Source organism: Yinghuangia soli (assembly GCF_021502675.1).
GTDB classification, from domain to species: domain Bacteria; phylum Actinomycetota; class Actinomycetes; order Streptomycetales; family Streptomycetaceae; genus Yinghuangia; species Yinghuangia soli.
In genome coordinates this window covers 1-23142 of the sequence record NZ_JAKFHA010000012.1, presented here as the reverse complement: position 1 = coordinate 23142, position 23142 = coordinate 1, and the positions used below count along the sequence as shown (strand labels likewise).

The following is a 23142-nucleotide window of genomic DNA, read 5'->3' as shown; positions in this document are numbered from 1 at the left end:
CGGCGAGCCGGGCTGCCCGGTCGGCGGTCCGGGTGATGCGGCGCTGCGGCGCGGAGGGGTGGTGGAGCGGTGGTGGGACGCGTACGAGACCGGGACGACGCCTGCCCCGGCACCATCGACGCCGCGGTCGGCGACGACGGCCTCATCGCGCGCGTACGCCTTCCCGGCGGTCGGCTGACCGCCGCGCAGGCCAGCGAACTCGCCCTGTGCGCCGAGGACTTGGGGACCGGATCGGTCGATCTGACGGTGCGGGCCAATGCGCAGTTGCGCGGCCTGGACGACGCCGGCCTGCGCACCCTCGCGGCACGGCTGTCCGCGGCCGGACTCCTGCCGTCGCCCGCACACGACCGGGTGCGGAACATCCTGGCCGGCCCCTTCGCCGGACGGGACCGCGGCGCCCTCGTGGACGCTGCGCGCATCGTCGAGATCCTGGACGCAGCGCTGTGCGCGGACCCCGAACTGGCCGCGCTTCCCGGGCGGTTCCAGTTCGCCGTGGACGACGGGGCGCTCCGCGTCGCGTCCCGCCGCCACGACGTCGCGCTGGTGGCCGCGGCCGAAGGGACGGCAGCCCTGCACGTGGCCGGCACCGACACCGGGCTGCGGGCGCACTCCCCCGAGGCGTCCGCCGATCTGGCACTGGCCGCCGCGCGTGCGTTCCTGCGCCTCCGCGGACCGAGCGGTGCTTGGCATGTGCGTGAACTTCCGGGTGGCCCTGCGCAGTTGGCGTGTGCGGTACGCCTTGATCCGGCGATGGCGGCGTACCTCACCGGCCGCTCTGCCGGGCAGCCGGCGCCCACAGGTACAGGCTCGGCGGGTCCGGTCGATCCGAGCGCATCCGGAGCGGCGGCGTCCGCGAAGACGCGCCCGACCGGGCCGGTGGTCGGCATCGTCCCGCAGGCGGACGGACGCGCCGCCCTTTCGGTGGTGGCGCCGCTCGGCCGCGTCACCGCGCGCCAACTCCGAGCCCTTGCAAACGTGGTCGGGCCCGCGGACGACACCGCACGCCTGCGGATCGCCCCTTGGCGGGGCGTCGTGGTCACGGACGTCCCCTGGGACGAAGCCCCCGCGCTGCTCGACGGTCTGGCCGCCGCCGGGCTGGCCGTCTCCCCCGACTCGCCGTGGCTGCGCGTCACCGCCTGCAGCGGGCTCGGCGAATGCCGCCGGGCGCGAACCGATATTCGTCTTGTGGCACGGAAGTTCGCTGCCCATGGGCTTTCCGCGGGCGGCGAGGCTTCGCCGGCGCCGGAGCTGCCGGTGCACTTCGCCGCGTGCGAGCGCGCGTGCGGACGGCCGGCCGGAGCCGCGCTGGTCGTCGCACGCGACGGCGTCCACGATGACGCACCCGGCCGCGCCCCCGACGACGCACCCGACGACGCGCTCGGCAATGCGCCCGGCGGCCCGGTCGTCCCGCGGGGCGAAGTCGGCGCCGGGCACCCGGGCTTCGCGGTCTCCGCCGACCAGGAGTCGGGGGCGGCCTGGACCCGCCTGACCACTGCTCTGCAACCGGTCCTGGACTCCGTCGCAGGTCAGGGCGCTGCGGAAGCTGCCGCGCCCGGTCCGCCCCCGCTTTCCCCCGCACCCTCGACTCCCCCGACTCCCCCGCCATCAGAGAGGCACCCGTGGACGACTGGCTGAAGGACGGCGCCGAGATCTACCGCCGTTCGTTCGCGACGATCCGGGCCGAGGCCGATCTCGACCGGTTCCCCGAGGACGTCTCGCGGGTGGTCGTCCGCATGATCCATGCCTGCGGCATGACCGATCTGCCGCAGGACGTCGGCTTCCATCCGGACGTGGCCCGGGCGGCCGGTGCGGCGCTGCGCGCGGGCGCGACGATCCTGTGCGATGCGCAGATGGTCGCCTCCGGCGTCACGCGCGCCCGGCTGCCGCGCGACAACCAGGTCAAGTGCCTGCTGTCCGACCCCCGCGTACCGGCGCTCGCCGCCGAACAGGGCACCACGCGCAGCGCCGCGGCCGTCGACCTGTGGGGCGACGAGTTGGCGGGCGCGGTCGTGGCGGTGGGCAACGCGCCCACGACGCTGTTCCGGCTGCTCGAACTCCTCGATGCCGGAGCTCCGGCGCCGGCCGCGATCATCGGCGTCCCGGTCGGCTTCATCGGCGCCGCCGAGTCGAAGCAGGCGCTCGCCGAACGGGCCGGTGACATCCCGTACTTGGTGGTGCACGGGCGGCGCGGCGGAAGCGCCATGGCCGCGGCCGCACTCAACGCGGTGGCCACCGAGGCGGAGATCATCGCCTGACGCGGCGGCCCCGGCCCGCCGGCCTCCCGCCTCCCCCGCCCTCGTCTCTGCCTCGCCCCCCGCCCTGCACCACAGCGCACCGACCTGCCGGAGCCCACCGTGACCGAAGCCTCCCCTGTGCCCGAAGCCTCCCCCGTGCCCGGAGCCGACGCCGCCCCTGCCCCCGCCGCCGCGCGCACAGGGCGTCTCTACGGTGTCGGCCTCGGGCCCGGCGACCCGGAGCTGATGACGCTCAAAGCGCACCGGTTGATCACGTCCGCGCACGTCGTCGCGTATCCGGTGAAGAAGGGTGCGCCCGGAGTGGCGATCACCATCGCGTCGCGCTTCCTCCAGGACGGGCAGATCCGGCTGCCGATGGAGTATCCGGTGACCACCGGGACGACCGACCACCCGGGCGGGTACGACGGGGCGTTGGCCGATTTCTACGACGACACCGCGGCCGAGATCGCCGCGCACCTGGACGCCGGGCGCGATGTCGCCGTGCTGTGCGAGGGCGACCCGTTCTTCTACGGCTCGTACATGTACTGGCACGAGCGGCTCGCCGACCGGTATCCGACCGAGGTCGTGCCGGGCGTGACGTCGGTCAGCGGCGCGTCGGCCGTGCTCGGGCGGCCGCTGGTGCAGCATGACGAGGTGCTGACGATCCTGCCCGGCACCCTGCCGCCCGAGGTGCTGGCGGCGCGGCTCCGCACGTCCGACTCGGCCGCGGTGATCAAGCTGGGCCGGCGGCATTTCCCGGACGTGCGCGCGGCGTTCGAGGAGGCCGGCGTGGCCGGGCGCACGTGGTACGTCGAGCGGGCCACCACCGATCGGCAGCGGGTCGCGCCGCTCGCGGACGTCGATGCGGATGCGGTGCCGTACTTCTCGCTGGTGATCGCGCCCTCGACGGCCCCGGGAACACCGTTCGCGACGAACCGCACCGGGCCGACCGTGGTCGACGACCCGTACGCGGTGCCCGTCCCGACCGGCGAACTCGGTTCGGTGGACGTGGTGGGCCTGGGTCCGGCAGGTCCGTCCTGGCTCACCCCGGAGGCGCATGCCGCGCTCGCGGCCGCGGACGACCTGGTGGGGTACGGGCCGTACGTGTCGCGGGTCGCCCCGCGCCCGGGGCAGCGGCGGCATCTGACCGACAACCGGGTCGAGGCCGAACGCGCCCGGCACGCGCTGGCGTTGGCGGAGGCGGGCGCCCGGGTCGCGGTGGTGTCGTCGGGCGATGCGGGGGTCTTCGCGATGGCGTCCGCGGTGCTCGAGGCGGCCGACGAGACCAAGAGCCCCGTGCCGGTGCGGGTGATCCCGGGGCTGTCCGCGATGCAGGCGGTGGCGGCGCGCGCCGGGGCGCCGCTGGGGCACGACTTCTGCGTGGTCAGCCTGTCCGACCGGCTCAAGCCGTGGGACGTCATCGCCGCCCGCCTCACCGCGGCGGCGCAGGCGGATCTTGCGGTGGCGGTGTACAACCCGGCGTCCAAGACGCGGCGGCACCAGGTGGCCGAGGCGCGGGACCTGTTCCTGGCGCACCGCGACCCCCTGACGCCGGTGGTGGTCGCGCGGGACGTGGGCGGGCCGACCGAGGCAGTGCGCATCGTGCCGCTGGGCGAACTCGACCCCGGGATCGTGGACATGCGGACCATGCTGATCTTCGGTTCGTCGACGACGCGGACGTATCCGCGGCCGGACGGCACCCTCGGGGTGTACACGCCGCGCCGCTACCCGGCCTGATCGCGGGCGGTGCTGTGGGACAGTGAGCGCAAAACGCCGCACTTCGGAGGATCCGCCCTTATGTCTGCGCTCACATCGCCCCGGGTGGTGGCCGGGCGAGGGTCAGCGGGCCGGGTCCCCGGCCTGCCTCCGGACCGTGGCGACCACCCAGTCCGCGGCCTCCGCGGCGGACTCCACGCGGGGCCCGGCGCCGACCGCGGGACGGGTGATCATGACCACCGGGAGTCCGAGTTCGCGGGCGGCGTCGAGCTTGGCGGCGGTCTGGGTGCCGCCGCTGTCCTTGGTGACCACCACGTCCACGGCATGCCGGCGCATCAGGGCGATCTCGTCCGCCACGGTGAACGGCCCGCGGGCGAGCAGGACTTCGAGATTGGCGGGGACGGCATCCTCGGGCGGTTCCACACTGCGCAGCAGGAACCACAGGTCGTCGAGCCCCGCGTAGGGCGCGGTCTCCATGCGGCCGGTGGTGAGGAAGACGCGGCGTCCGACGGAAGGCAGGAGGCGGGCCGCCTCCTCGGCCGACGCGGCCTCGCGCCAGTCGTCGCCCTCGCGCGGCGTCCAGCCCGGCCGCTGCAGGCGGAGCAGCGGAATGCCGGTCCCGGCGCACGCCGCGACCGCGTTGGCGGAGATCCGGGCGGCGAACGGGTGCGTGGCGTCGACCACCGCCGCCACCCGGTGGTCGCGCAGCCATGTCGTGAGGCCCGGGATGCCGCCGAAGCCTCCGACCCGCGACTCGCCGACCGGCAGCACGGGTTCGCGGGTCCGGCCGGCGAGCGAGGACACGGCGCGCAGCCCGGGGCGGCCGTCGAGGCGCCCCGCCAGGTCGCGGGCGTCCGACGTCCCGCCGAGGATCAGTACCACCTGCTGCCCGGTCACCGCTGTGCCGCTCCGTTCCGCTTCCGTGCCCGGGTCGCCGCCGCTGCGTCCGCTGCGGCTCCCGCGCGCCCCCATCCCATCACCGGTGCCGCGGGAGGCTGCAAGTGACCCGCCCTTCGGGTCCGCTGCGCCGGGGCTGGACCACGGGCGCGTGTGCCACCGCCGCTGCCACCGCGGCCTACCAGGCCTTGCTGACCGGGGAGTTCCCCGACCCGGTGACCATCACCCTCCCCGGCGGGCAGACTCCGGCCTTTGCGCTGGCCGTCGAGCGGTCCGCCCCCGGACAGGCGATGGCCGGGGTGGTGAAGGATGCGGGCGACGACCCCGACGTGACCCATGGGGCGTTGATCCGCGCGACGGTAAGCCACGGCGCACCCGGCACCGGCGTGGTGTTCCGGGCGGGCCCGGGCGTCGGCACGGTCACCCTTCCCGGCCTGCCGCTGGAGGTGGGCGAACCGGCGGTCAATCCGGTGCCGCGCCGCATGATGCGCGAGCACCTCGCCGAGGTCGCGGCCGCCTGCGGGGGCAGCGGTGACGCCGTGGTCGAAGTGTCGGTGGACAACGGCGAGGAGATCGCCGCGCAGACCTGGAACCCGCGGCTCGGGATCCTGGGCGGCCTGTCGATCCTCGGCACCACGGGCATCGTCATCCCGTACTCGTGCTCGGCCTGGATCGACTCGATCCGGCGCGGCGTCGACGTGGCGATCGCGGCCGGCGAGACGCACGTGGTGGGCGCGACCGGGTCCACGTCCGAACGGGTGGCCGCCGAGGTGTACGGGCTGTCGGGCACGGCGCTTCTCGACATGGGCGATTTCGCCGGCGCGCTGCTGAAGTACCTGCGGCGCCATCCGGTGCCGCGCCTGACGATTTCCGGCGGCATCGCCAAGCTGTCCAAGCTCGCCGACGGCCACCTGGACCTGCACTCGGGGCGTTCCCAGGTGGACCTCGACGCTCTGGCCGGACGCGCCGAGGCGCTGGGCGCGCCGCCCGGACTGGCCGCGGAGATCCGGGCCGCGAACACCGCCCTGCACGCACTCCAACTGTCGCGCGCCGCCGGCATCCCCCTGGGCGACGCAGTCTGCGCCGCCGCCCGGCGTACCGCAATCGACGTCCTGGCCGGCTCCGCCGCACCGATCGCCGTGGACGTCATCGCCATCGACCGCGGCGGAACCATCGTCGGCCGGGCGGGTGCCTGACCGGGCACCGCGCGGAGGTGGCCGGACAAGCCCCTGGGCGCTGCGCCGTCTGCTCAGTCCGCCCATTCCGTGACGTCGACGGTGTCGCCGACCGCCAGCTTGCCGGTGCGCAGGACCGCGAACAGGGCGCCGAACATCACGCCGCCGCTGTCGCCGCGCCGGTAGGTGGCGAGGGTGCGCAGCGGTTCCGGGCCGGACTTGACGCCGCTCTGCTGGTCGACGGTGGTGACCACGCAGCGCCCGCACTGCTTGGCGAAGCCCAGCTCGGTGTCGCCGATGACGGCGCGCCGGATGTCGTCCTCGCGGTGCGCGGTGTCCCAGCCGTCGACGACGATCGTGGGGCGGAACCGCGTCATGGGCAGGGGGTCGCCGCCGCGCTCCCCGATGCGGGTGTTGAGTTCGTCGAGCGAGGCGCGGGAGAGCATGAGCATCGCGGCGCTGTCGGCGTAGGCGGCGGTGCCGGCCGTCAGGCCGCCGGTGACGCGGTCGTGCTCGGGCGGGACGCGGACCAGGCGGCTCGGGGCGCCGAGCGCCTCGGTGAGCCAGGCGGCCACCTCGGCGCCCTGGTCGATGCCGCGGTACGGGAGCTTGAACATCTCCACGTCCACGCGCGGCGCCTCGATGTCGACGTCCAGCCCGAAGTCCTCGACGCCGTCCGCGCGCAGCGTGAGGCGCCTGCCGTCGGCGTCGATGCCGGCGTGGACGACCGCGAGCCGGGGGTCGGTCCGCTGGCTGCGGAAGACGCCGTGCTCGTCGACGACCAGGAAACTGCGGTCGTGCGCGAGGCCGGCGTCGGTGAGGACGGCCTCGGTCGCGGGCACGGCGGAGCAGCCCTTGACCGGGTGGATGTTCAGTTCGACCACAGATGCCATGCGGTCACTCTATTGATCCACATCGCCGGGCGACCGGACTTTTCGCGCCAGTAGGGGGACCTGGCGTCCCCGACCGGTGCTCCGGGAATCGACATCCGGGTAACCATTGACTGAATTTCCAGTCAGTCCCTAAGGTGAGCGCTGCCCGGCCGGTCCTCGCTTGCCCGGCCGGCCCCGGCAGGACCGCACGCCCTGCTCGAACCCTCACGGCACCGAAGAACCGAAAGCCCGAGGATCCCGGCGCCCGCGAATCCAAGGGCCCCGGTACTCCGAAAACCCTCAGGGGAGACATATGGCGACAACCACCCCGAAGAGACCGGACTCCCCTGTCTCCTCGGGCATCGAAGAGCACTCGATCGACTGGGTGCCCCTTTCGGAACGGCACGGCAAGCCCAGGGACGTCGGCGCGATCTGGTTCGTCGGCAGCCTCAACCTCACCGGCATGGCGACGGGCGTGGTGACGCTGTCGATGGGCGCCTCGCTGCTCTGGACGGTTGTCGCCACCGTGCTCGGGTCGCTGTTCGGCACGTTCTTCATGGCGTTCCACTCGGCCCAGGGCCCGCAGCTGGGCCTGCCCCAACTCGTCCAGTCGCGGCCGCAGTTCGGCTACGTCGGTGCGGCACTCACGGTGTGGGTGTTCGCGATGGTCAACTACGTGTCGTTCAACACGTCCAACGCGCTGCTGTCCGGCCAGGCCGTGAACACCCTCACGGACCTGCCGAACACCGCCGGCTACCTGATCGCGGCGGTGGTCGCCGCCGTCCTCGCGCTGTACGGCTACACCTGGATCCACCGGGTCAACCAGTGGCTCACCTGGCCGTTCATCGTGATCCTCGCGGTCATCACCGGCACCGCGCTGTTCGGCGGCGGGCTGCCGGACGGCGTGTGGAAGCCCGGTCCGTTCGAACTCGCGCCGTTCATGCTCGTGTTCGTCTTCATCGCGGGCTTCCAGCTGGGCTGGGCGCCGTACGTGTCGGACTACTCGCGCTACCTGCGGCCCGACGTGTCGGTGCGCAGCACCTTCTGGTGGACGTACCTGCCCAGTGCGATCTCCGGCATCTGGGTCTTCCTGCTGGGCAGCGTGGTCTCGGCCGGGGCTCCCGAGGGCGCCGACCCGGTCACCGCCCTCCAGGCCTCCGCGGACCGGCTGTTCGACGGCTTCGGCGACATCGCGATCCTCGTGCTGTTCGTCGGCCTGCTGTCGATCATGGCCATGAACCAGTACTGCGGCAGCCTCACGATGATCTCGATCGTGGACTCGGTCCGGCCGGTCAAGCCGACCCGGAACATCCGCATCGTGACGATCGCGATCATGATGGTCCTGGTCGCCGCGATCTCGTCGTTCGTCGGCATCGACGACTTCAACTGGTTCTACGCCAACGTCGTGGTGATCCTGACGTACCTGTTCATCCCCTGGACCGCCATCAACCTGGTGGACTTCTTCTTCGTCCGGCGCGGGCTGTACGTCGTGAAGGAGATCTTCAACCCGGACGGCATCTACGGCCGCTGGGGCTGGCGGGGCAACCTCGCCTACGTGATCGGCTTGGCCGCCATGGCCCCGTTCATGGTCATCAGCGACACCTACCGCGGCTTCGCCGTGGACTCCCTCGACGGCGTCGACTACTCGATCTTCATCGGGCTGCCCGTCGCAGGCGCCGCGTACTTCCTCTTCGCCCGCAGCCTCGACCTGGCCACCGAACGCCGCCTGGTCGAGGAGGAGGGCCTGCTCGCCACGGCGCACCACAGCCGGGCCGGCGGCTCCGTCGCAGGCGGAATCCCCCGCAGCACTGCACCACTTGGCGAGACGACCGTGTCCGACACGATTTCCCCGAGCAGGAGCGAAGCATGAGCATCCGCAACAGTGGCGACAACCCGGGCATCACGCGCCGGTCGATGCTGGCCCGCACCGGCATGGTGGCGGCCGCCGTCGCCGCCGCACCGGTGATCGGCGCCTTCCCGACGTCGACCGCGGCCGCCGCGGGCACCTGGCGGGTCCCCGGCGAGGAGACCCCGCACGAGTGCACCTGGATGGCCTGGCCGTCGAGCACCACCATCTGGTCGACCGACCTCGCCAAGATCCAGGCCGACATCGCCAAGCTGGCGAAGGAGGTCGCCAAGTACGAGCCGGTCATGATGCTCGCGGACGGCTCGACCGCTGCGTCCAAGGCCCGCACCATGTGCGGCTCCACCGTCACGGTGGTCAGCTCGATCCCGGTCTCGGACTGCTGGATGCGCGACACCGGCCCGCTGTTCACCGTGGACGGCACCGGCGGCCTGTCGTCGTTCGGCCTGAACTTCAACGCGTGGGGCGAGAACGCCACGTCCTTCTACGGCATCCCCGCCTCCGCGTACAACAAGGACCGCGTGGTCGCCGGGAAGATCGCGACCTACATCGACGTCCCGTTCGCCAAGGCCTCCGTGGTCGGCGAGGGCGGCGGCATCGAGTACGACGGCGACGGCACGCTCATGGCCACCGAGAGCTGCTGGATCAACAGCAACCGCAACCCCGGCAAGTCGCGCAGCCAGATCGAGGCGGAGCTCCTCGCCCGCTTCGGCGCCACCAAGATGATCTGGCTGCCCGGCGTCAAGGGCTACGACGTCACCGACGGGCACATCGACGGCACCGCGCGGTACATCAAGCCCGGCGTGGTGATGGTCCAACTCGGCGGCGCCGCCCGCGAGGACGTCTGGAACCGCAACGCCGACGCGATCCGCAACGTGCTCGCGAACGCCACCGACGCCAAGGGCCGCCGCCTCCAGGTGCTGACGATCCAGGGCCCGGACACCCTGCCCCGCATCTCGCGCGGCAAGTGGGCGGACTTCCTCAGCTCGTACATGAACTGGACGGTGACCAACGGCGCCATCATCACCACCCAGTTCGGCGACACCGCCCGGGACGCCGCGGCGAAGTCCGCGATCGCGGCCGCCTACGGCCGCCCGGTCGTGCAGCTGAACCTGGACGCCCTCTACGGCAACGGCGGCGGCGGCGCGCACTGCGTCACCATGCAGGAGCCGAAGGTCTGACGCACAACCCCCGAGGGGGCGTCCGCCGCGGCACCACGCCGCGGCGGGCGCCCTTCTCAGTTCTCGGCGCGGCTGCGCTGCGGCGAGTAGAGGTGGCTTTCGCAGAAACCGGGGGTGCTGTCCTCCAGGACCCTGCCGATCATGATGACCGCGACCGCCTTGATGCCGTTGTCGCGGACCATGGACTCCAGGTCGGCGAGGCGTCCTCGGACGATCTGTTCGTCGGGGCGCGAGGCGCGGGCGACGACGGCGACCGGGCAGTCGGCGCCATGGGACGGGGTCAGTTCGGCGACGATGCGGGCGGTTTCGCGGACCGCGAGGTGGAGGACCAGGAGGGCGCCGGAACGGCCGAGGGTGGCGAGGTCTTCACCGGGCGGCATCGCGGTGGAGTTGTTGGACACCCGGGTGAGGACGACGGTCTGGCCGACGCCGGGGACGGTGAGTTCGCGGCCCATCGCGGCCGCGGCGGCAGCGTAGGCGGGCACGCCCGGGGTCACGTCGTAGGGGATCCCCAGGGCGTCGAGCCGACGGATCTGCTCGGCCATCGCACTGAAGAAGGACGTGTCGCCGGACTGCAGGCGCACGACGTCCAAGCCCGCTTCGTGGGCGGTCCGGATCTCCGCGACGATCTCGTCGAGGGTGAGGTTCGCGGTGTCGACGAGGCGCGCGTGCGGCGGTGCGGCGTCCAGGAGTTCGCGCGGGATCAGGGCGCCGGCGTAGAGGCACACCGCGGCGTTCTCGATCAGCCGCAGGCCGCGCACCGTGACGAGGTCCGCGGCGCCGGGGCCGGCGCCGACGAAGTGGACGGTCACGGGATTTCCTCCGGGGTCGGCTTGACGGCGGTCCACTGGGTCACCGGCATGAGGGTGCGCCAGCCGGTGAAGCGGCCCACCGGGGTCGACCGGCTGATCTGGATGCGCGTCAACTCGCCGCCCAGGGACGCCCGGTGGCGGACGAGGTCGGCTTCGGTCTCGGCGGTGACGGCGTTGGCCACGAGGCGCCCGCCGGGACGAAGCGCGGCCCAGCAGCGTTCCACCACGCCGGGGATGGTGAGTCCGCCGCCGACGAAGACCACGTCGGGGGCTTGTCCGGCGGCGAGTTCGTCGAGCACCGCGGGTGCGGAGCCGGCCACCACGGCGAGCGCCGGGACGCCGAGCGCCGCCGCGTTGCCGCGGATGCGCTCGGCTCGGTCGGGCTGCGCCTCGACCGCGACCGCCCGGCACGACGCGTGCGAGCGCAGCCATTCGATGGCGATGCTGCCGCTGCCCGCGCCGATGTCCCACAGCAACTCCCCCGGCCGCGGCGCCAGTGCGGCCAGGGTGACGGCGCGTATCTCCCGCTTGGTGAGCTGCCCGTCGTGGTCGTACGCCTCGTCGGGCAGGCCCGGGACGGTCACCTCGGCGCCCGGCCGCGCCGGTGATTCCGGCGCGGGCACGGCCGTCGCGGTGACCACCGGTATCGCCGGGCCGTCAGACATCCTCGCCGCCTTCGAGGTCCCCTTCGACCTCCAGGTACGCCTCGCGCAGGCCCTCCAGCGTGGCGGGCTCCGGCTTGCCCCACAGGCCGCGGTCGGCGGCCTCGATGAGGCGTTCGGCGATGCCGCGCAGCGCCCACGGGTTGGAGGTGCGCATGAATTCGCGGTTCTCCGGGTCGAGTACGTACTCGGCGGCGAGCTTCTCGTACATCCAGTCCTGCACGACCCCGGTGGTGGCGTCGTAGCCGAACAAGTAGTCCACGGTGGCGGCGAGTTCGAAGGCGCCCTTGTACCCGTGCCGGCGCATCGCCTCGATCCAGCGCGGGTTCACCACGCGGGCCCGGAACACCCGGGCGGTCTCCTGCTCCAGGGTCCGGGTGCGCACCGCGTCGGGCATCGTGGAGTCGCCGATGTACGCGGCGGGCGCCGTGCCGGTCAGCGCGCGGACGGCCGCGACCATGCCGCCGTGGTACTGGAAGTAGTCGTCCGAGTCGGCGATGTCGTGCTCGCGCGTGTCGGTGTTCTTGGCCGCGACCGCGATACGGCGGTACGCGCCTTCCATGTCCTCGCGGGCGAACACCCCGTCCAGGCCGCGCCCGTAGGCATAGCCGCCCCACGTGGCGTAGACCTCGGCAAGGTCGGCGTCGTCGCGCCACGTACGGGCGTCGATGAGCGGCAGCAGGCCGGCGCCGTAGGCCCCCGGGCGGGATCCGAAGACGCGCGTGGTGGCGCGGCGCTCGTCGCCGTGCGCGGCCAGGTCGGCGCCGACATGGGCCCGCACGTAGTTGTCGGTGTCGGCCTCGTCGAGCCCGGCGGCGAGGCGGACCGCGTCGTCGAGCAGGAGGACAACGTGCGGGAATGCGTCGCGGAAGAAGCCGGAGATGCGGACCGTCACGTCCACGCGCGGGCGGCCGAGTTCGGCGAGCGGGATCGGCTCCAGGCCGGTGACGCGCCGGGACGCGTCGTCCCACACCGGACGTATGCCGAGCAGCGCGAGGACCTCGCCCACGTCGTCGCCGCTGGTGCGCATGGCACTGGTGCCCCACACCGAAAGGCCCACCGAGCGCGGCCAATCCCCGGTGTCCGCACGGTACTTCGCGAGCAGCGAGTCGGCGAGCGCCTGGCCGGTCTCCCATGCCAGCCGGCTGGGCACCGCCTTGGGGTCGACGGTGTAGAAGTTGCGGCCGGTCGGCAGCACGTTCACCAGGCCGCGCAGCGGCGAGCCGGACGGGCCGGCCGGCACGTATCCGCCGTCCAGGGCGTGCAGCACCGCGCCGATCTCGTCGCCGGTGCGGTCCAGGCGCGGGACGACCTCGGTGGCCGCGAACACCAGGACGTCGGCGACCGCGTCGAGCCCGGCGGTCGTGTCCGCACCGAGGACCTCCGCGCAGACGCGGGGTGCCGCGGCCGGGTCCCAGGCGTGTTGCTCCATCGCGGTGACCAGGGCCAGCGCCGCGGCCTCGGCGTCGTCCGTCTCGCGGCGGGTCGCGCTGCCGCCCTCGACCAGCCCGAGGGCCTCGCGCAGGCCGGGCAGGGCAGCGGTGCGGCCGCCCCACACCTGCCGGGCCCGCAGCATCGCGGTGACCAGGTTGATGCGGCCTTCGCCGGTCGGCGCGGTGCCGAGGATGTGCAGGCCCTCGCGGATCTGCGCGTCCTTGACCTCGCAGAGCCAGCCGTCGAGATGCAGCAGGAAGTCGTCGAACTCGGCCTCGTGCGGCCGGTCGTCGATACCGAGGTCGTGGTCGAGCCGGGCGGCCTGGACCAGCGTCCAGATCTGCGCCTGGACGGCGGGCGCCTTCGCCGGGTCGAGTGCGGAGACGTTGGCGTACTCGTCGAGGAGCTGCTCCAGGCGCGTCAGGTCGCCGTACGTCTCGGCGCGCGCCATCGGCGGCACCAGGTGGTCGACGATGACCGCGTGCGCGCGGCGCTTCGCCTGGGCGCCCTCGCCGGGGTCGTTGACCAGGAACGGGTAAACCAGCGGCAGGTCGCCGAGTACCGCGTCCGGTCCGCATTCGGCGGACAGGCCGAGGTTCTTGCCGGGCAGCCACTCCAGGGTGCCGTGCTTGCCGAGGTGGACGAGCGCGTGCGCGCCGAACCCGCCGTCGGCGTCGGCCTGGTCGGCGTCCAGCCACCAGTACGCGGCCAGGTAGTGGTGGCTCGGCGGCAGGTCGGGGTCGTGGTAGATCGCCACCGGGTTCTCGCCGAAGCCGCGCGGCGGCTGGATGATCAGCACGATGTTGCCGGCCCGCAGCGCGGCCAGGACGATCTCGCCCTCGGGGTCGCGCGAGTGGTCGACGTACAGTTCGCCGGGCGGCGGGCCCCAGTGCTCCTCGATGTTGGCGCGCAGGCCGACCGGGAGCTTGGCGTACCGCTCGCGGTACTCGGCGGCCCGGATGCGGACCGGCTGGCCTTCGAGCTGGGCCTCGGTCAGCCATTCGGGGTCCTGGCCGCCGGCCGCGATGAGCGCGTGGATGAGCGCGTCGCCGTCCGCGGGTTCGAGGCCGGGCAGCGCGTCCGGGCCGTCGAGGGGGCCGACGTCGTAGCCGGCCTCGCGCATCGCGCGCAGCAGGGCGACGGCGCTGGCCGGGGTGTCCAGGCCGACCGCGTTGCCGATCCGGGCGTGCTTGGTCGGGTACGCGGACAGCACCACGCCGACCCGGCGCTCGGCGGCCGGGACGTGCCGCAGCCGGGCGTGCCGCACCGCGATGCCCGCGACGCGCGCGGCGCGTTCGGGGTCGGCGGCGTAGTAGGTCAGGCCGTCGGCGCCGGTCTCCTTGAAGGAGAACGGCACGGTGATGAGGCGCCCGTCGAACTCCGGGACCGCGACCTGGGTGGCGGCGTCCATCGGCGAGAGCCCGGCGTCGCCGGCCTCCCATTCGGCGCGGCTGGTGGTCAGCGAGAGGGCCTGCAGGACGGTGATGTCGAGGGCGGCGAGCGCGCCGACGTCCCAGGATTCGTCGTCGCCGCCCGCGGAGGCCTCGGCGGGCCGGGCGCCGCCGGCCGCGAGGACGGTCACGAGGAGCGCGTCGACCTCGGCGAGTGCGGTGAACAGTTCGGGGTCGGCGCCGCGCAGGGACGCGCACCACACGGGTACGGCCCGGCCGCCGGCGTCCTCGACGGCATCGCACAGCGCGGCCACGAAGGCGGTGTTCCCGGCGAGGTGGTGGGCCCGGTAGTAGAGCACCCCGACGCCGGGTGCGCCCGGGTTGCGGGTGGTCCGCTCCAGGCGTCCCCAGCTGGGCACCTCGACCGGCGGGTCGAAGCCGTGCCCGGTGAGCAGGAGGGTGTCGGAGAGGAACCGGTAGAGGTTCGTGAGGTTGTCCGCGCCGCCCTGCGCGAGGTACGCGTGGGTCTGCGCGCCGACGCCCGCGGGCACCGTGGCGAGTTCCATCAGCGCGGCGTCGGCGGCCTGTTCGCCGGACACGACGACGACCGGGCGCGGCCCGGCGAGCAGCGCGTCGAGGCCTTCCTCCCAGGCCCGGCGGCCGCCGAGGAGGCGCACCACGACGAGGTCGGTGCCCTCGACGAGGGCGGGCAGGTCGGCGACGCCTACCCGGGAGGGGTTCGCGAGGCGCCAGTCACCGCTGCTCGCCTTGGCGCTCAGCAGGTCGGTGTCGGAGGTGGAGAGCAGCAGGATCACTTCGCCACCCCCGCGCCGCGGGCGGCGGTGGCCGTGCGGGTCGGGCACGCGGATATGCGTACGCGGATACGGGCCTGCGGGCACGACGAAGCCGTCACTGTGCGCGCCTCTCCGGGGTCCTCGCCCCATCGGACAACAGGGGTAGGACGCGCAGTTCCTGACTCCCGTCCGGGCGGTCGTCCGAGGACGCCGCACGGTCGGTCACAGTGGCGGGACCGTGCCGGACTTGCACCGGCTTCCTGGCCACGCCCTCCCCGCACCGGCGGTGGCCGGTGCGGGGTCAGCATCGCGTAGCCCGCGACGCTCCTGCAAGTCGCCGGCGCCCGATGTGTCCGAGTCGACGGACGAGGCGTCGATTCCGGCCGATCCCGGTGCGGGCGGGGCGGAGGACCCGGTGGGCGGGAGTCGACGACCGTTCCGCCGTGCACTGCCTACATTTGCCTAACGATTAGGAAAATTGGGCGAAAACTACCCGTGAGCAACTATCTGGGTCTAACTTCATAGATATGCCCGGTACTTGGACTGCACAACGGTGTGCGGACCGGCGCGCGCGCTTCCTTGCCTACCTGGTGGAGCGCGCGCCCCGGCACTGGGCCGCGATGATCGCGCACGGCGCCCGGTCGATGGCCCCGGCCGAATGGCGCGATGCCTCCCCTGCCGAACAGGCCGCCCGCATGGCCCATGTGCAGGTCCAGCGGGTCGCCGAGGGGCCGGCGTACGCCCTCGACGATGTCGCCGTACGCGCGTTGCTGTCCGCATCGGTGGACCTTCGCCTGCCCCTTGCCGCGGAGGTGCTGCCCGCCGCGCGCGGGCTTCTGATGTTCGAACTCCCGGTCGGCATCGACCCGTCCGACCGGGTCACACCGCTCACCGCGGCGACCTGGGGGCCGAGTCTGGCGACGCAGTACGCCGGGGTGTGGCTCACCTGGTGGTTCGACGCCGCGGCGGCCGCCGCCCGTGAAGTGCGCGAGGGGCGGTTGTCGGAGGCCGAGGCACGGACCGGTCTTGCGCATGTGGGGCCGTGGCTGCCGGCCGGGCATCTGACGCTTCCGTATGTCCCGATCCTGGAGACCCGGCTGTGGCCGCGGCGGCCGGCCGACCGCGTCGATCCCGAGGCGCTGATGGTGCGGGCGATAGCCGGCAGCTGGCTGTCCCTGACACGGGGCCTGCTGCCCGCGGTGCCGGCCGGCGCCGAGGTGCCGGCCGGGCAATTACCGGACGCGGCCACGCTGGTAGGCCTGCACATGGTGCGCGCGGCCGGCCGGGACCCGCTGCTGCTGGCGGCCGGGGTACGCGCGGCCGCGGACGGCGCCGCGGCCGCCGCCCGGCACCGGTACGGCCCGGTCCGCGACTTCACCGGCCGCGAACTGCCGCGTGAGCCGGACGACGGGGTCGCGTAAGGCGCCTACTCGCTGCCGGTGCGGGACCAGAACTCCTGCCACGACGCCCACTTCTCGGGCAGCTCGGCGGCGGTGATCAGCGGGTTGCCGGGGAAGTTGTAGCGGCCGGGGACCTGCAGCGGGTGTTCGAGGACGTCCGCGGCGTAGAAGACCTTGGGCTTGCGGCTGCGGAAGTACCAGCGGCCGTCGCGGCGTTCGTAGCGGTCCCAGTACTGCATGGGCATGACCACCCACAGGTCGCCGACTTCGTGCTCGGGGCGGCAGTAGACCACGCCGGTGGCGTGGTCCTCGTCGACCAGGTCGATGACGTGGTTGCCGATCAGGTGGAAGGTGATGCCGTACGGCCGCAGCACCGGGTCGAACCACGTCGCGAGCGCCTCGCGCCCCACGCCGCCGTCGCCGGTCTGCACGTCGTCGACGAAGAGCGACGTCAGTGCGGTCACGTCGCGGCTGTCGAGAGCCAGGGCGTAGCGGGCGGCGAGCTGCCTGATGTCCTCGTAAGCCTCCAGGCGGGCCAGTCGGGCCGGACCGTCGGCGGCCGCGGCGCCCGGTCGGGATTGCGGGGACTCGGCGCTGGTCGGCGTCATCGCGTACTCCTCGTGCTCGGCCCCCGTCGCTCCACCGCCCGAGTCTGACACACCATCAGATCCGGGTGCCGAGCCCCTCCAGCCACACCCGGATCGACGCGGCGATGCGCTCCGGGTGGGTGAGCGGCCCGAAGTGCGACAGGTCCGGATGCGCCTCCAGCCGGGCGTCCGGGAACTGGGAGGTGAGCTTCCCGAAGCGGCCGGACGGGGTCTCGGCGCCCTGGACGAGGAGGACCGGGCAGCGGACTTCGGCCATCGCGTCGTAGACGTTCGCGACCAGCGAGGACACGTAGACCTGCGACTCGTCGAGCGGGCGGCATTTGAGGCGGACGTGGTCGCCTTCGTCGGTGAAGCCGTGCTCGACGTAGGCGGCGAGGACCTCGGGGTCGAATGCGTCCATCGGCGACTTGGACGTGTAGTTGCGCAGCGCCTCGGAGCGGTCGGGGAACGCCGGGCGGCGGCGCTTGGTCGGCTCCACGAGCGGGTTGTGCTGGACCTCGCCGGGCGCGGGCGGCGGGAAGGCGGCCGGCTCGAACAGCCACAGGCCCGCGAACGTGCCGGGCCGCGCCGCCTCGGCGAGCACCAGCGCGGCGCCGCCGCAGGAGTGGCCGATGCCGACGACGGGACCCGAGCCGGTGCCGGCGCCGGAGCGGCCGAGACCGTCGACGGCCGCGAGGATGTCGTCGCCGAACGCCGCCCACGGGTAGTCGTAGCCCTCCGGCATCACGGTGTCCCCGTGTCCGCGCAGGTCGAGGGCATGGCCGTCGATGCCGGGGAGCCGGCGTGCGGTCGGTTCCCAGACGCGTCCGTGGAAGCCGGTGGCGTGCGCGAACAACGCGGTCACGCCGCCCGCGGAACCCTTCACCAGGTGGTGCACGGCCGGAGACACGTCACCCTCGCCCGAGGCAGGCAGTTTCATAAACACAGTCAACCATCTCGGGTCGGCCGATGATCACGCCGCCCGGCAGCTCACGGCCGGCCGGGCTCCTCCGGGCCGGCGGAGATGCCGGGGGTGCCGGCTGTGTCGTCGGCGCCGTCGAGAAGGCCCAGTTCGTGGGCGGCCACCGCGGCCTGCGCGCGGCTGCGCACGCCGAGCTTGGGCAGGATCCGGCTGACGTGCGTCTTGGTCGTCGCCTCGGCCATCGCCAGGTGCTCGGCGATCTCCAGGTTCGACATCCCGCGGCCCAGGCACACCAGGACCTCGTGCTCACGCGGCGTCAGGGCCGCGACCGCTGCCGTCAGTTCGGCCCGGGCGCGGCCGCCGCCGCGGCCCGTCTCGGCACCGAAGGCGGCGATCAGCCGCCGAGTGACGGCCGGCGCGATCATCCCCTCGCCGCGGGCCACCAGGCGGACCGCCTCGGTCAGCGTCGCGGCATCGGAGTCCTTGAGCAGGAAGCCCGCCGCACCGGCGCGGAGCGCCCCGAAGACGTACTCGTCCAGGTCGAAGGTCGTCAGCACCAGCACATCGGCAAGGGCTTCGGAGGCCACCACGCGCGTCGCGGCCACGCCGTCCATGCGGGGCATCTGGACATCCATCAGCACCACGTCGGGCCGCAGCTCGCGGGCCAGCCGGACCGCCTCCTCGCCGTCCGCGGCCTCGCCGACCACCTCGATCCCGGGGGCCGCCCCCAGGATCATGACGAGGCCCGCGCGGACCGCGGCCTGGTCGTCGGCGACCACCACGCGCACGATTCCCTCCGCGGCGGTGCTCATGCCTTCCCCTCTCCCTCTGCCGTGCCCGTGCGGCTCATGCCGTCTCCTCGGGATCGCCCAGCGGCAACCGGGCGTGGACCTGCCAGGCCCCGGAATCCAGCCGGGCCGGGCCGGCCTCGAACGCGCCGCGCAGCAGCGTGACCCGCTCGCGCATGCCGGCCAGCCCGGCACCCGCACCCGGCGCGCGGGGTACCGGGCCCGGTGCGTACGGGCTCTCCACCACGACGACCAGGTCCCCGCCGCCCTCGGTCAGGCGTACCGTCACCTGGCCGGGCGCGGCGTGCTTGAGGCAGTTGGTCAGGGACTCCTGGACGATGCGGTAGGCGGCCAGCTCGACCGGCGCGGGCAGCGGCCGCCCGTTCGGCCGCCGGTCGTCGAGGGAGAACCGCAGGCCGCTGTCCGCGCCGCTGCGCGAGGCACGGGCCAGGAGTCCGTCGAGTGCGTCGAGCCGCGGTACGGCGGCCGCGGGGCCGTCCGTGTCCCCGGCGAACGCCGCCTCCCCGCCGCCGCTGGTGCGCAGCAGCCCGATCAGCCGCCGCATCTCGGCCAGGCCCTGCACGCTGCTCTCCCGGATCACGCCGAGCGCCCGCGCGGTGGCGTCCGGGTCGCCGGCCGCCACCGACATGGCGGCGGTGGAGTGGATGGCGATCGCGGAGAGGTGGTTGGCCACCACGTCGTGCAGCTCCCGGGCCATCCGGGCGCGTTCCTGCTCGACCGCGGCCCGGCGGTCCATCTCGGCGAGCAGCGCGATCTGCTCGGCGCGCAGGCGCTCCGCGGCGGCCGCATCGCGGTGCGAGCGGACGACCCAGCCGGTCCACCACGGGGTCAGCGTGACCAGCCCGGCGAACACCCCGACGATGAGCCCCTTGGGGCTGCGCACCACGCCGAGCGTGACGACGGTGGCGACCACGGTGACGATCACCGAGGCGGGGGCCAGGCGGCGGGCCAGCTTGATCGGGCCGTACAGGGTGGCGGCGTAGACGACGTCGGTGAACATCACGATGGTCGCCACGTTCGAGCCGAGGAACTGGTCGGCGATGAGCGCCGCGAACCCGATGCCGAGGGCCGTGCGGGGGGCGGCGCGGCGCATCACCTCGGCGGCCGTCATGGCGCCGAGCGGCAGGAGCGTCCACGAGGTCGGAAGGCCGGTCTGCTCGTTGATGATGTCGAACGCCCACAGCGCCAGGCCGCCGACCAGGCCGGCCGCGGCGATGGCGAAGTCGTGGCGATGCGGGCGTGTGCGTGCCATGCCCCTTCTTTCGTCTCGTGCCGCCGCCGCGCGCTGCGGTCCGGTGCTCCCGTTTGCTCCCGTTCGGTGCGGGTCCCATCGCATCACGGCCCGGCATGCCGGGCCGTCCTCTGCGGGGCGTGTCCGAGGTGACGCGGCGTACATCGAAGTATGCAGCGCACGATCGTCGCCGCCGACGACGCCGCGGGGCGGTCCGGACGGAAGCCTGGAAGAGCAGGACGGCGAACGGTTCGCCGACCGGGCAACCCGAGCAACCCGAGCAACCCGATGGATCAAGGAGTCCCGCGATGCTGGTCAGTGTGGTGGTGGCATGCGAGGTGGGCTTCTGGGTTCTGCTCGCGCTCGGGCTGGTGGTCCGCTACGTCCTGCGGCTGCGCAAGGTCAGCAACGTGGTGCTCGCATCGGTGCCGGTCGTCGACGTCGTGCTGCTCGCGGCGACGGTCGCCGACCTGCGCCGCGGGGCCACGGCGGACTGGACGCACGGGCTGGCCGCGGCGTACATCGGCTTCTCGGTGGCGTACGGGCACTACCTGGTGCAATGGGCGGACCGGCACTTCGCGTACCGGTTCGCGGGCGGACCCAAGCCGGCCAAGCCGCCGCGCTACGGTTCCGCCCGGGCCAAGCACGAATGGAAGCTGGCCGGTATGACGGCCCTCGCCGCGGCGATCGCGCTGACCCTGCTGCAAGGCGCGATCTGGATGGTCGGCGACGCGTCGCGGACCGAGGCCCTGTCGGAGACCCAGGTGCGCACGCTCTACATCGCGGGCATCAACGGCCTGATCGCGCTCACGTACACGCTGTGGCCCAAGGAGGACCCCGCCCCGCCGCAGAATCCGGACCTGGACGTGTACCTGGGCCCGGACCGCGAGCAAGAGCAGGGACAAGGGCAGGGGCAGGGGCAGGGGCAAGGGCACGAGAAGGAACTGGAGCAGGGCCAGGGGCAAGAGCAGGAGCGCCGCAAGGCGGACCGGTTTCTGCGGTGACCGCGGCCTTCCGGGTCCGGGGGCCCTGGCCCGCCAGGGACGGCGGCATGTCAGGATGCCATGGTGAACGACGCCGACCGCGCGGTACCTGAATCGAAGGGCCGCGACGAACACCTCCGCCTCAAACTCCGCTTCGCCCGAGGTGCCACCGGCGCCATTGTCGCGATGCTGGTGGCCATCGCGGCGTTCGTGGGTTACGGGTTGTTCTCCCTGCCGGAGTCGCAGGCCGACGAGTCGCCGCCGGACGTCGAGCAGGTGGCCCGGTCGGCGGCCGCCAAGCAGGCCCGGGAAGCCGCCACCCTGCACATCGACGAGGCGTTCGCCAAGCTCGCCCGCGAGCTGGCCGCGGCCGGTTTCCAGGCGCGCACCGGCAGCGTCTCGGACGTCTGCGGCAGCGAGCGGCTCGGCGGCTGGCTGGCCTCCGGGGCCCGCTACGACGTGGTGACCTGCCAGCGCGAGGTCGTGCAGTACTACGTGGGCCCGGGACCGCGCGCCGAGAAGATCGGCCAGGTCGCGGACGCGCTGCAGGCCCTCGGCCTGTACGCGCACGACCGGGCCGAGCACGACATCGACGCGAGCGACTGCCCGCCGCGGCCCGGTTCGGCCGTCTCCGGCCTGCCGGTGGCGACGGACCGGCTCAACGCGAACGCGAAGAAGATCCGGGAGCCCGGCTGCCGCCTGACCGAGACCTCCCCCGAGGCGGAGTTCATATCCCGGGCCGAGGCCATCGCCGCCGCCAAGGCGGCCGGCCGGCCGACGAAGAAGCCCACCCCGTCCACCAACGGGGCGCAGGTCATGGAGCGCCAACTCGACGCCCAGCTGCGCGACTACGTGTCCGTGGGCGTGCCGTTCGACGGCCGCCAGCGTCCCCTGCAGTTCGATGTCGTCTCGGCCGACTCGATCGAGAAGCCGGACGCCACGGACGTCGTCTCGAACGACAACCGCCCTCTCGGTACGTCCGTGCTCAGCGTGTCCCTGCGCATCACGTACCTCAAGGCCGCCGGGTAGCAGCCGGTCCGCTGCGGAACAGCCGAACGCGCTGATGCGGGGAGGATGCCCATGGCATCCTCCCCGCATCAGCGCGTTGCGGCGCCGGTCGGCTCGCGGCCGCCAGCCGCGAACCGGCCTGCCGGCTGGATCAGTTGCCGCCGCCCATGTGCGGGTAGCGGTAGTCGGTGGGCGGGACGAAGGTCTCCTTGATGGTGCGCGTGCTGGTCCAGCGCATCAGGTTCTGCGCGGCCCCGGCCTTGTCGTTGGTGCCGGACGCCCGCCCGCCGCCGAACGGCTGCTGCCCGACCACCGCACCGGTCGGCTTGTCGTTGAGGTAGAAATTGCCCGCCGCGAACCGCAGCAGCTCGGTGGCCTGCGCCAGCGCGGCCCGGTCCTGCGCGATCACCGCACCCGTGAGCGCGTACGGCGACACCGATTCCATCTGGCGCAGCATCGGCTCCCAGTCGGCGTCGTCGTAGACATGGACGGCCAGGATCGGGCCGAAGTACTCGTCCCGGAAGATCTCGTGCTCCGGGTCGTCGGACACGAGCAGCGTCGGGCGGACGAAGTAGCCGACGCTGTCGTCGTAGGTGCCGCCCGCGACCACGTCGACGCGGTCGTCGGCGTGCGCCCGGTCGATGGCCGCCTTGTTCTTGGCGAAGGAGCGGTCGTCGATCACCGCGCCCATGAAGTTCGACAGGTCGGTGACGTCGCCCATCGAGAGGCCCTCGATCTCCGCGACGAGTTCGTCGCGGAAGCTGCTGTTCCACAGCGAACGCGGGATGTAGGCCCGGGAGGCGGCGGAGCACTTCTGGCCCTGGTACTCGTACGCGCCGCGCACCATCGCGGTCTTGAGCACCGCCGGGTCGGCCGACGGGTGCGCGACGATGAAGTCCTTGCCGCCGGTCTCCCCCACGATCCGCGGGTACGCGCGGTAGCGGTCGATGTTCGCGCCGACGCGCGACCAGAGGTGCCTGAAGGTCGCGGTGGATCCGGTGAAGTGGATGCCGGCCAGGTGCGGGTCCTCGAGCACGACGTCCGAGACGGCGATGCCGTCGCCCGGAAGCATGTTGATCACCCCCGGCGGCAGCCCCGCCTCCTCCAGCAACCGCATCAGATGCCACGCCGCCACCGTCTGCGTCGGCGACGGCTTCCACACCACCGTGT

The 23142-nt window shown here is 73.3% G+C and carries 18 protein-coding genes, 1 pseudogene and 1 riboswitch; of the genes and pseudogenes, 9 read left to right on the top strand and 10 right to left on the bottom strand.

All coding sequences use genetic code 11. The features are described from left to right. Nucleotides 1–72: 72 nt before the first annotated feature. The 3 genes from cobG to cobJ all read left to right on the top strand — a co-directional run bounded on the left by cobG (nucleotide 73) and on the right by cobJ (nucleotide 3971). On the top strand, nucleotides 73–1635 hold the full coding sequence (gene cobG, locus LZ495_RS20530) for a precorrin-3B synthase (protein WP_235053950.1): 1563 nt from the start codon (nucleotides 73–75) through the stop codon (nucleotides 1633–1635). Further along, entirely contained in the window at nucleotides 1620–2255 is a 636-nt protein-coding gene (locus LZ495_RS20525; RefSeq protein ID WP_235053949.1) for a precorrin-8X methylmutase, read from the top strand. Before cobG ends, LZ495_RS20525 begins: the two co-directional genes overlap by 16 nt. Nucleotides 2256–2480: 225 nt before the next feature. After that, complete coding sequence (gene cobJ / locus LZ495_RS20520; protein ID WP_235054201.1) at nucleotides 2481–3971, top strand: precorrin-3B C(17)-methyltransferase; 1491 nt, start codon at nucleotides 2481–2483, stop codon at nucleotides 3969–3971. Nucleotides 3972–4073: 102 nt separating this feature from the next. Here the strand turns inward: cobJ and LZ495_RS20515 are convergent, their stop codons facing one another. Continuing rightward, nucleotides 4074–4847 (bottom strand): cobalt-precorrin-6A reductase, encoded by a 774-nt coding sequence (locus tag LZ495_RS20515; RefSeq protein ID WP_235053947.1) that lies wholly within the window; start codon nucleotides 4845–4847, stop codon nucleotides 4074–4076. Between the two features lie 104 nt (nucleotides 4848–4951). Here LZ495_RS20515 and LZ495_RS20510 point away from each other — a divergent pair, with 104 nt between their 5' ends. Beyond that, nucleotides 4952–6043 (top strand): cobalt-precorrin-5B (C(1))-methyltransferase, encoded by a 1092-nt coding sequence (locus LZ495_RS20510; protein WP_235053946.1) that lies wholly within the window; start codon nucleotides 4952–4954, stop codon nucleotides 6041–6043. Between the two features lie 53 nt (nucleotides 6044–6096). On the opposite strand, the gene LZ495_RS20505 is transcribed toward LZ495_RS20510, so the two are convergent. Further along, entirely contained in the window at nucleotides 6097–6915 is an 819-nt protein-coding gene (locus tag LZ495_RS20505) for an MOSC domain-containing protein (RefSeq protein ID WP_235053945.1), read from the bottom strand. A 292-nt stretch (nucleotides 6916–7207) separates the two neighbouring features. Here LZ495_RS20505 and LZ495_RS20500 point away from each other — a divergent pair, with 292 nt between their 5' ends. Together LZ495_RS20500 and LZ495_RS20495 are read left to right on the top strand one after the other, a co-directional pair. Beyond that, nucleotides 7208–8764, top strand: coding sequence for a purine-cytosine permease family protein (locus LZ495_RS20500; protein ID WP_235053944.1), 1557 nt, complete (start codon nucleotides 7208–7210; stop codon nucleotides 8762–8764). After that, on the top strand, nucleotides 8761–9939 hold the full coding sequence (locus LZ495_RS20495) for an agmatine deiminase family protein (RefSeq protein WP_235053943.1): 1179 nt from the start codon (nucleotides 8761–8763) through the stop codon (nucleotides 9937–9939). Before LZ495_RS20500 ends, LZ495_RS20495 begins: the two co-directional genes overlap by 4 nt. Nucleotides 9940–9995: 56 nt before the next feature. Here the strand turns inward: LZ495_RS20495 and cobM are convergent, their stop codons facing one another. The 3 genes and pseudogenes from cobM to cobN form a co-directional block, all read right to left on the bottom strand. After that, a complete protein-coding gene (cobM, locus tag LZ495_RS20490) occupies nucleotides 9996–10751 on the bottom strand; it encodes a precorrin-4 C(11)-methyltransferase (RefSeq protein ID WP_235053942.1) in 756 nt (251 codons plus the stop codon). Continuing rightward, nucleotides 10748–11332: pseudogene (gene cbiT / locus LZ495_RS20485) on the bottom strand (precorrin-6Y C5,15-methyltransferase (decarboxylating) subunit CbiT); the annotation flags it as partial. The gene cobM and the pseudogene cbiT, both read right to left, overlap by 4 nt. A 76-nt stretch (nucleotides 11333–11408) precedes the next feature. Beyond that, entirely contained in the window at nucleotides 11409–15053 is a 3645-nt protein-coding gene (cobN, locus tag LZ495_RS20480; protein WP_235054199.1) for a cobaltochelatase subunit CobN, read from the bottom strand. Between the two features lie 151 nt (nucleotides 15054–15204). Next, nucleotides 15205–15295, bottom strand: a riboswitch (cobalamin riboswitch). A 264-nt stretch (nucleotides 15296–15559) separates the two neighbouring features. Between cobN and LZ495_RS20475 the strand changes: the two genes are divergently transcribed. Then, nucleotides 15560–16453, top strand: a complete 894-nt coding sequence (locus LZ495_RS20475; protein ID WP_235053941.1) for a hypothetical protein — start codon at nucleotides 15560–15562, stop codon at nucleotides 16451–16453. Nucleotides 16454–16458: 5 nt separating this feature from the next. Here the strand turns inward: LZ495_RS20475 and LZ495_RS20470 are convergent, their stop codons facing one another. From LZ495_RS20470 to LZ495_RS20455, 4 genes are read right to left on the bottom strand one after another with little or no spacing between them, the layout of a single operon-like run. After that, nucleotides 16459–17040 (bottom strand): nuclear transport factor 2 family protein, encoded by a 582-nt coding sequence (locus LZ495_RS20470; protein WP_235053940.1) that lies wholly within the window; start codon nucleotides 17038–17040, stop codon nucleotides 16459–16461. A 55-nt stretch (nucleotides 17041–17095) separates the two neighbouring features. Further along, complete coding sequence (locus LZ495_RS20465) at nucleotides 17096–17959, bottom strand: alpha/beta fold hydrolase (protein ID WP_235053939.1); 864 nt, start codon at nucleotides 17957–17959, stop codon at nucleotides 17096–17098. A gap of 50 nt (nucleotides 17960–18009) precedes the next feature. Then, nucleotides 18010–18753 (bottom strand): response regulator, encoded by a 744-nt coding sequence (locus LZ495_RS20460; RefSeq protein ID WP_235053938.1) that lies wholly within the window; start codon nucleotides 18751–18753, stop codon nucleotides 18010–18012. Between the two features lie 34 nt (nucleotides 18754–18787). After that, complete coding sequence (locus LZ495_RS20455) at nucleotides 18788–20002, bottom strand: sensor histidine kinase (protein WP_235053937.1); 1215 nt, start codon at nucleotides 20000–20002, stop codon at nucleotides 18788–18790. A 287-nt stretch (nucleotides 20003–20289) separates the two neighbouring features. On the opposite strand from LZ495_RS20455, the gene LZ495_RS20450 reads away from it, so the two are divergent. After that, nucleotides 20290–20985: a hypothetical protein gene (locus LZ495_RS20450; RefSeq protein WP_235053936.1), complete on the top strand. Its 696-nt coding sequence runs from the start codon at nucleotides 20290–20292 to the stop codon at nucleotides 20983–20985. Nucleotides 20986–21045: 60 nt separating this feature from the next. Continuing rightward, the gene (locus tag LZ495_RS20445) at nucleotides 21046–21993 is read left to right on the top strand and encodes a hypothetical protein (RefSeq protein ID WP_235053935.1); all 948 of its coding nucleotides are present in this window, start codon (nucleotides 21046–21048) and stop codon (nucleotides 21991–21993) included. A 130-nt stretch (nucleotides 21994–22123) separates the two neighbouring features. On the opposite strand, the gene LZ495_RS20440 is transcribed toward LZ495_RS20445, so the two are convergent. Next, nucleotides 22124–23142, bottom strand: a 1019-nt coding sequence (locus tag LZ495_RS20440) for an aldehyde dehydrogenase family protein (RefSeq protein ID WP_235053934.1), incomplete at its 5' end; no start/stop codon positions are given.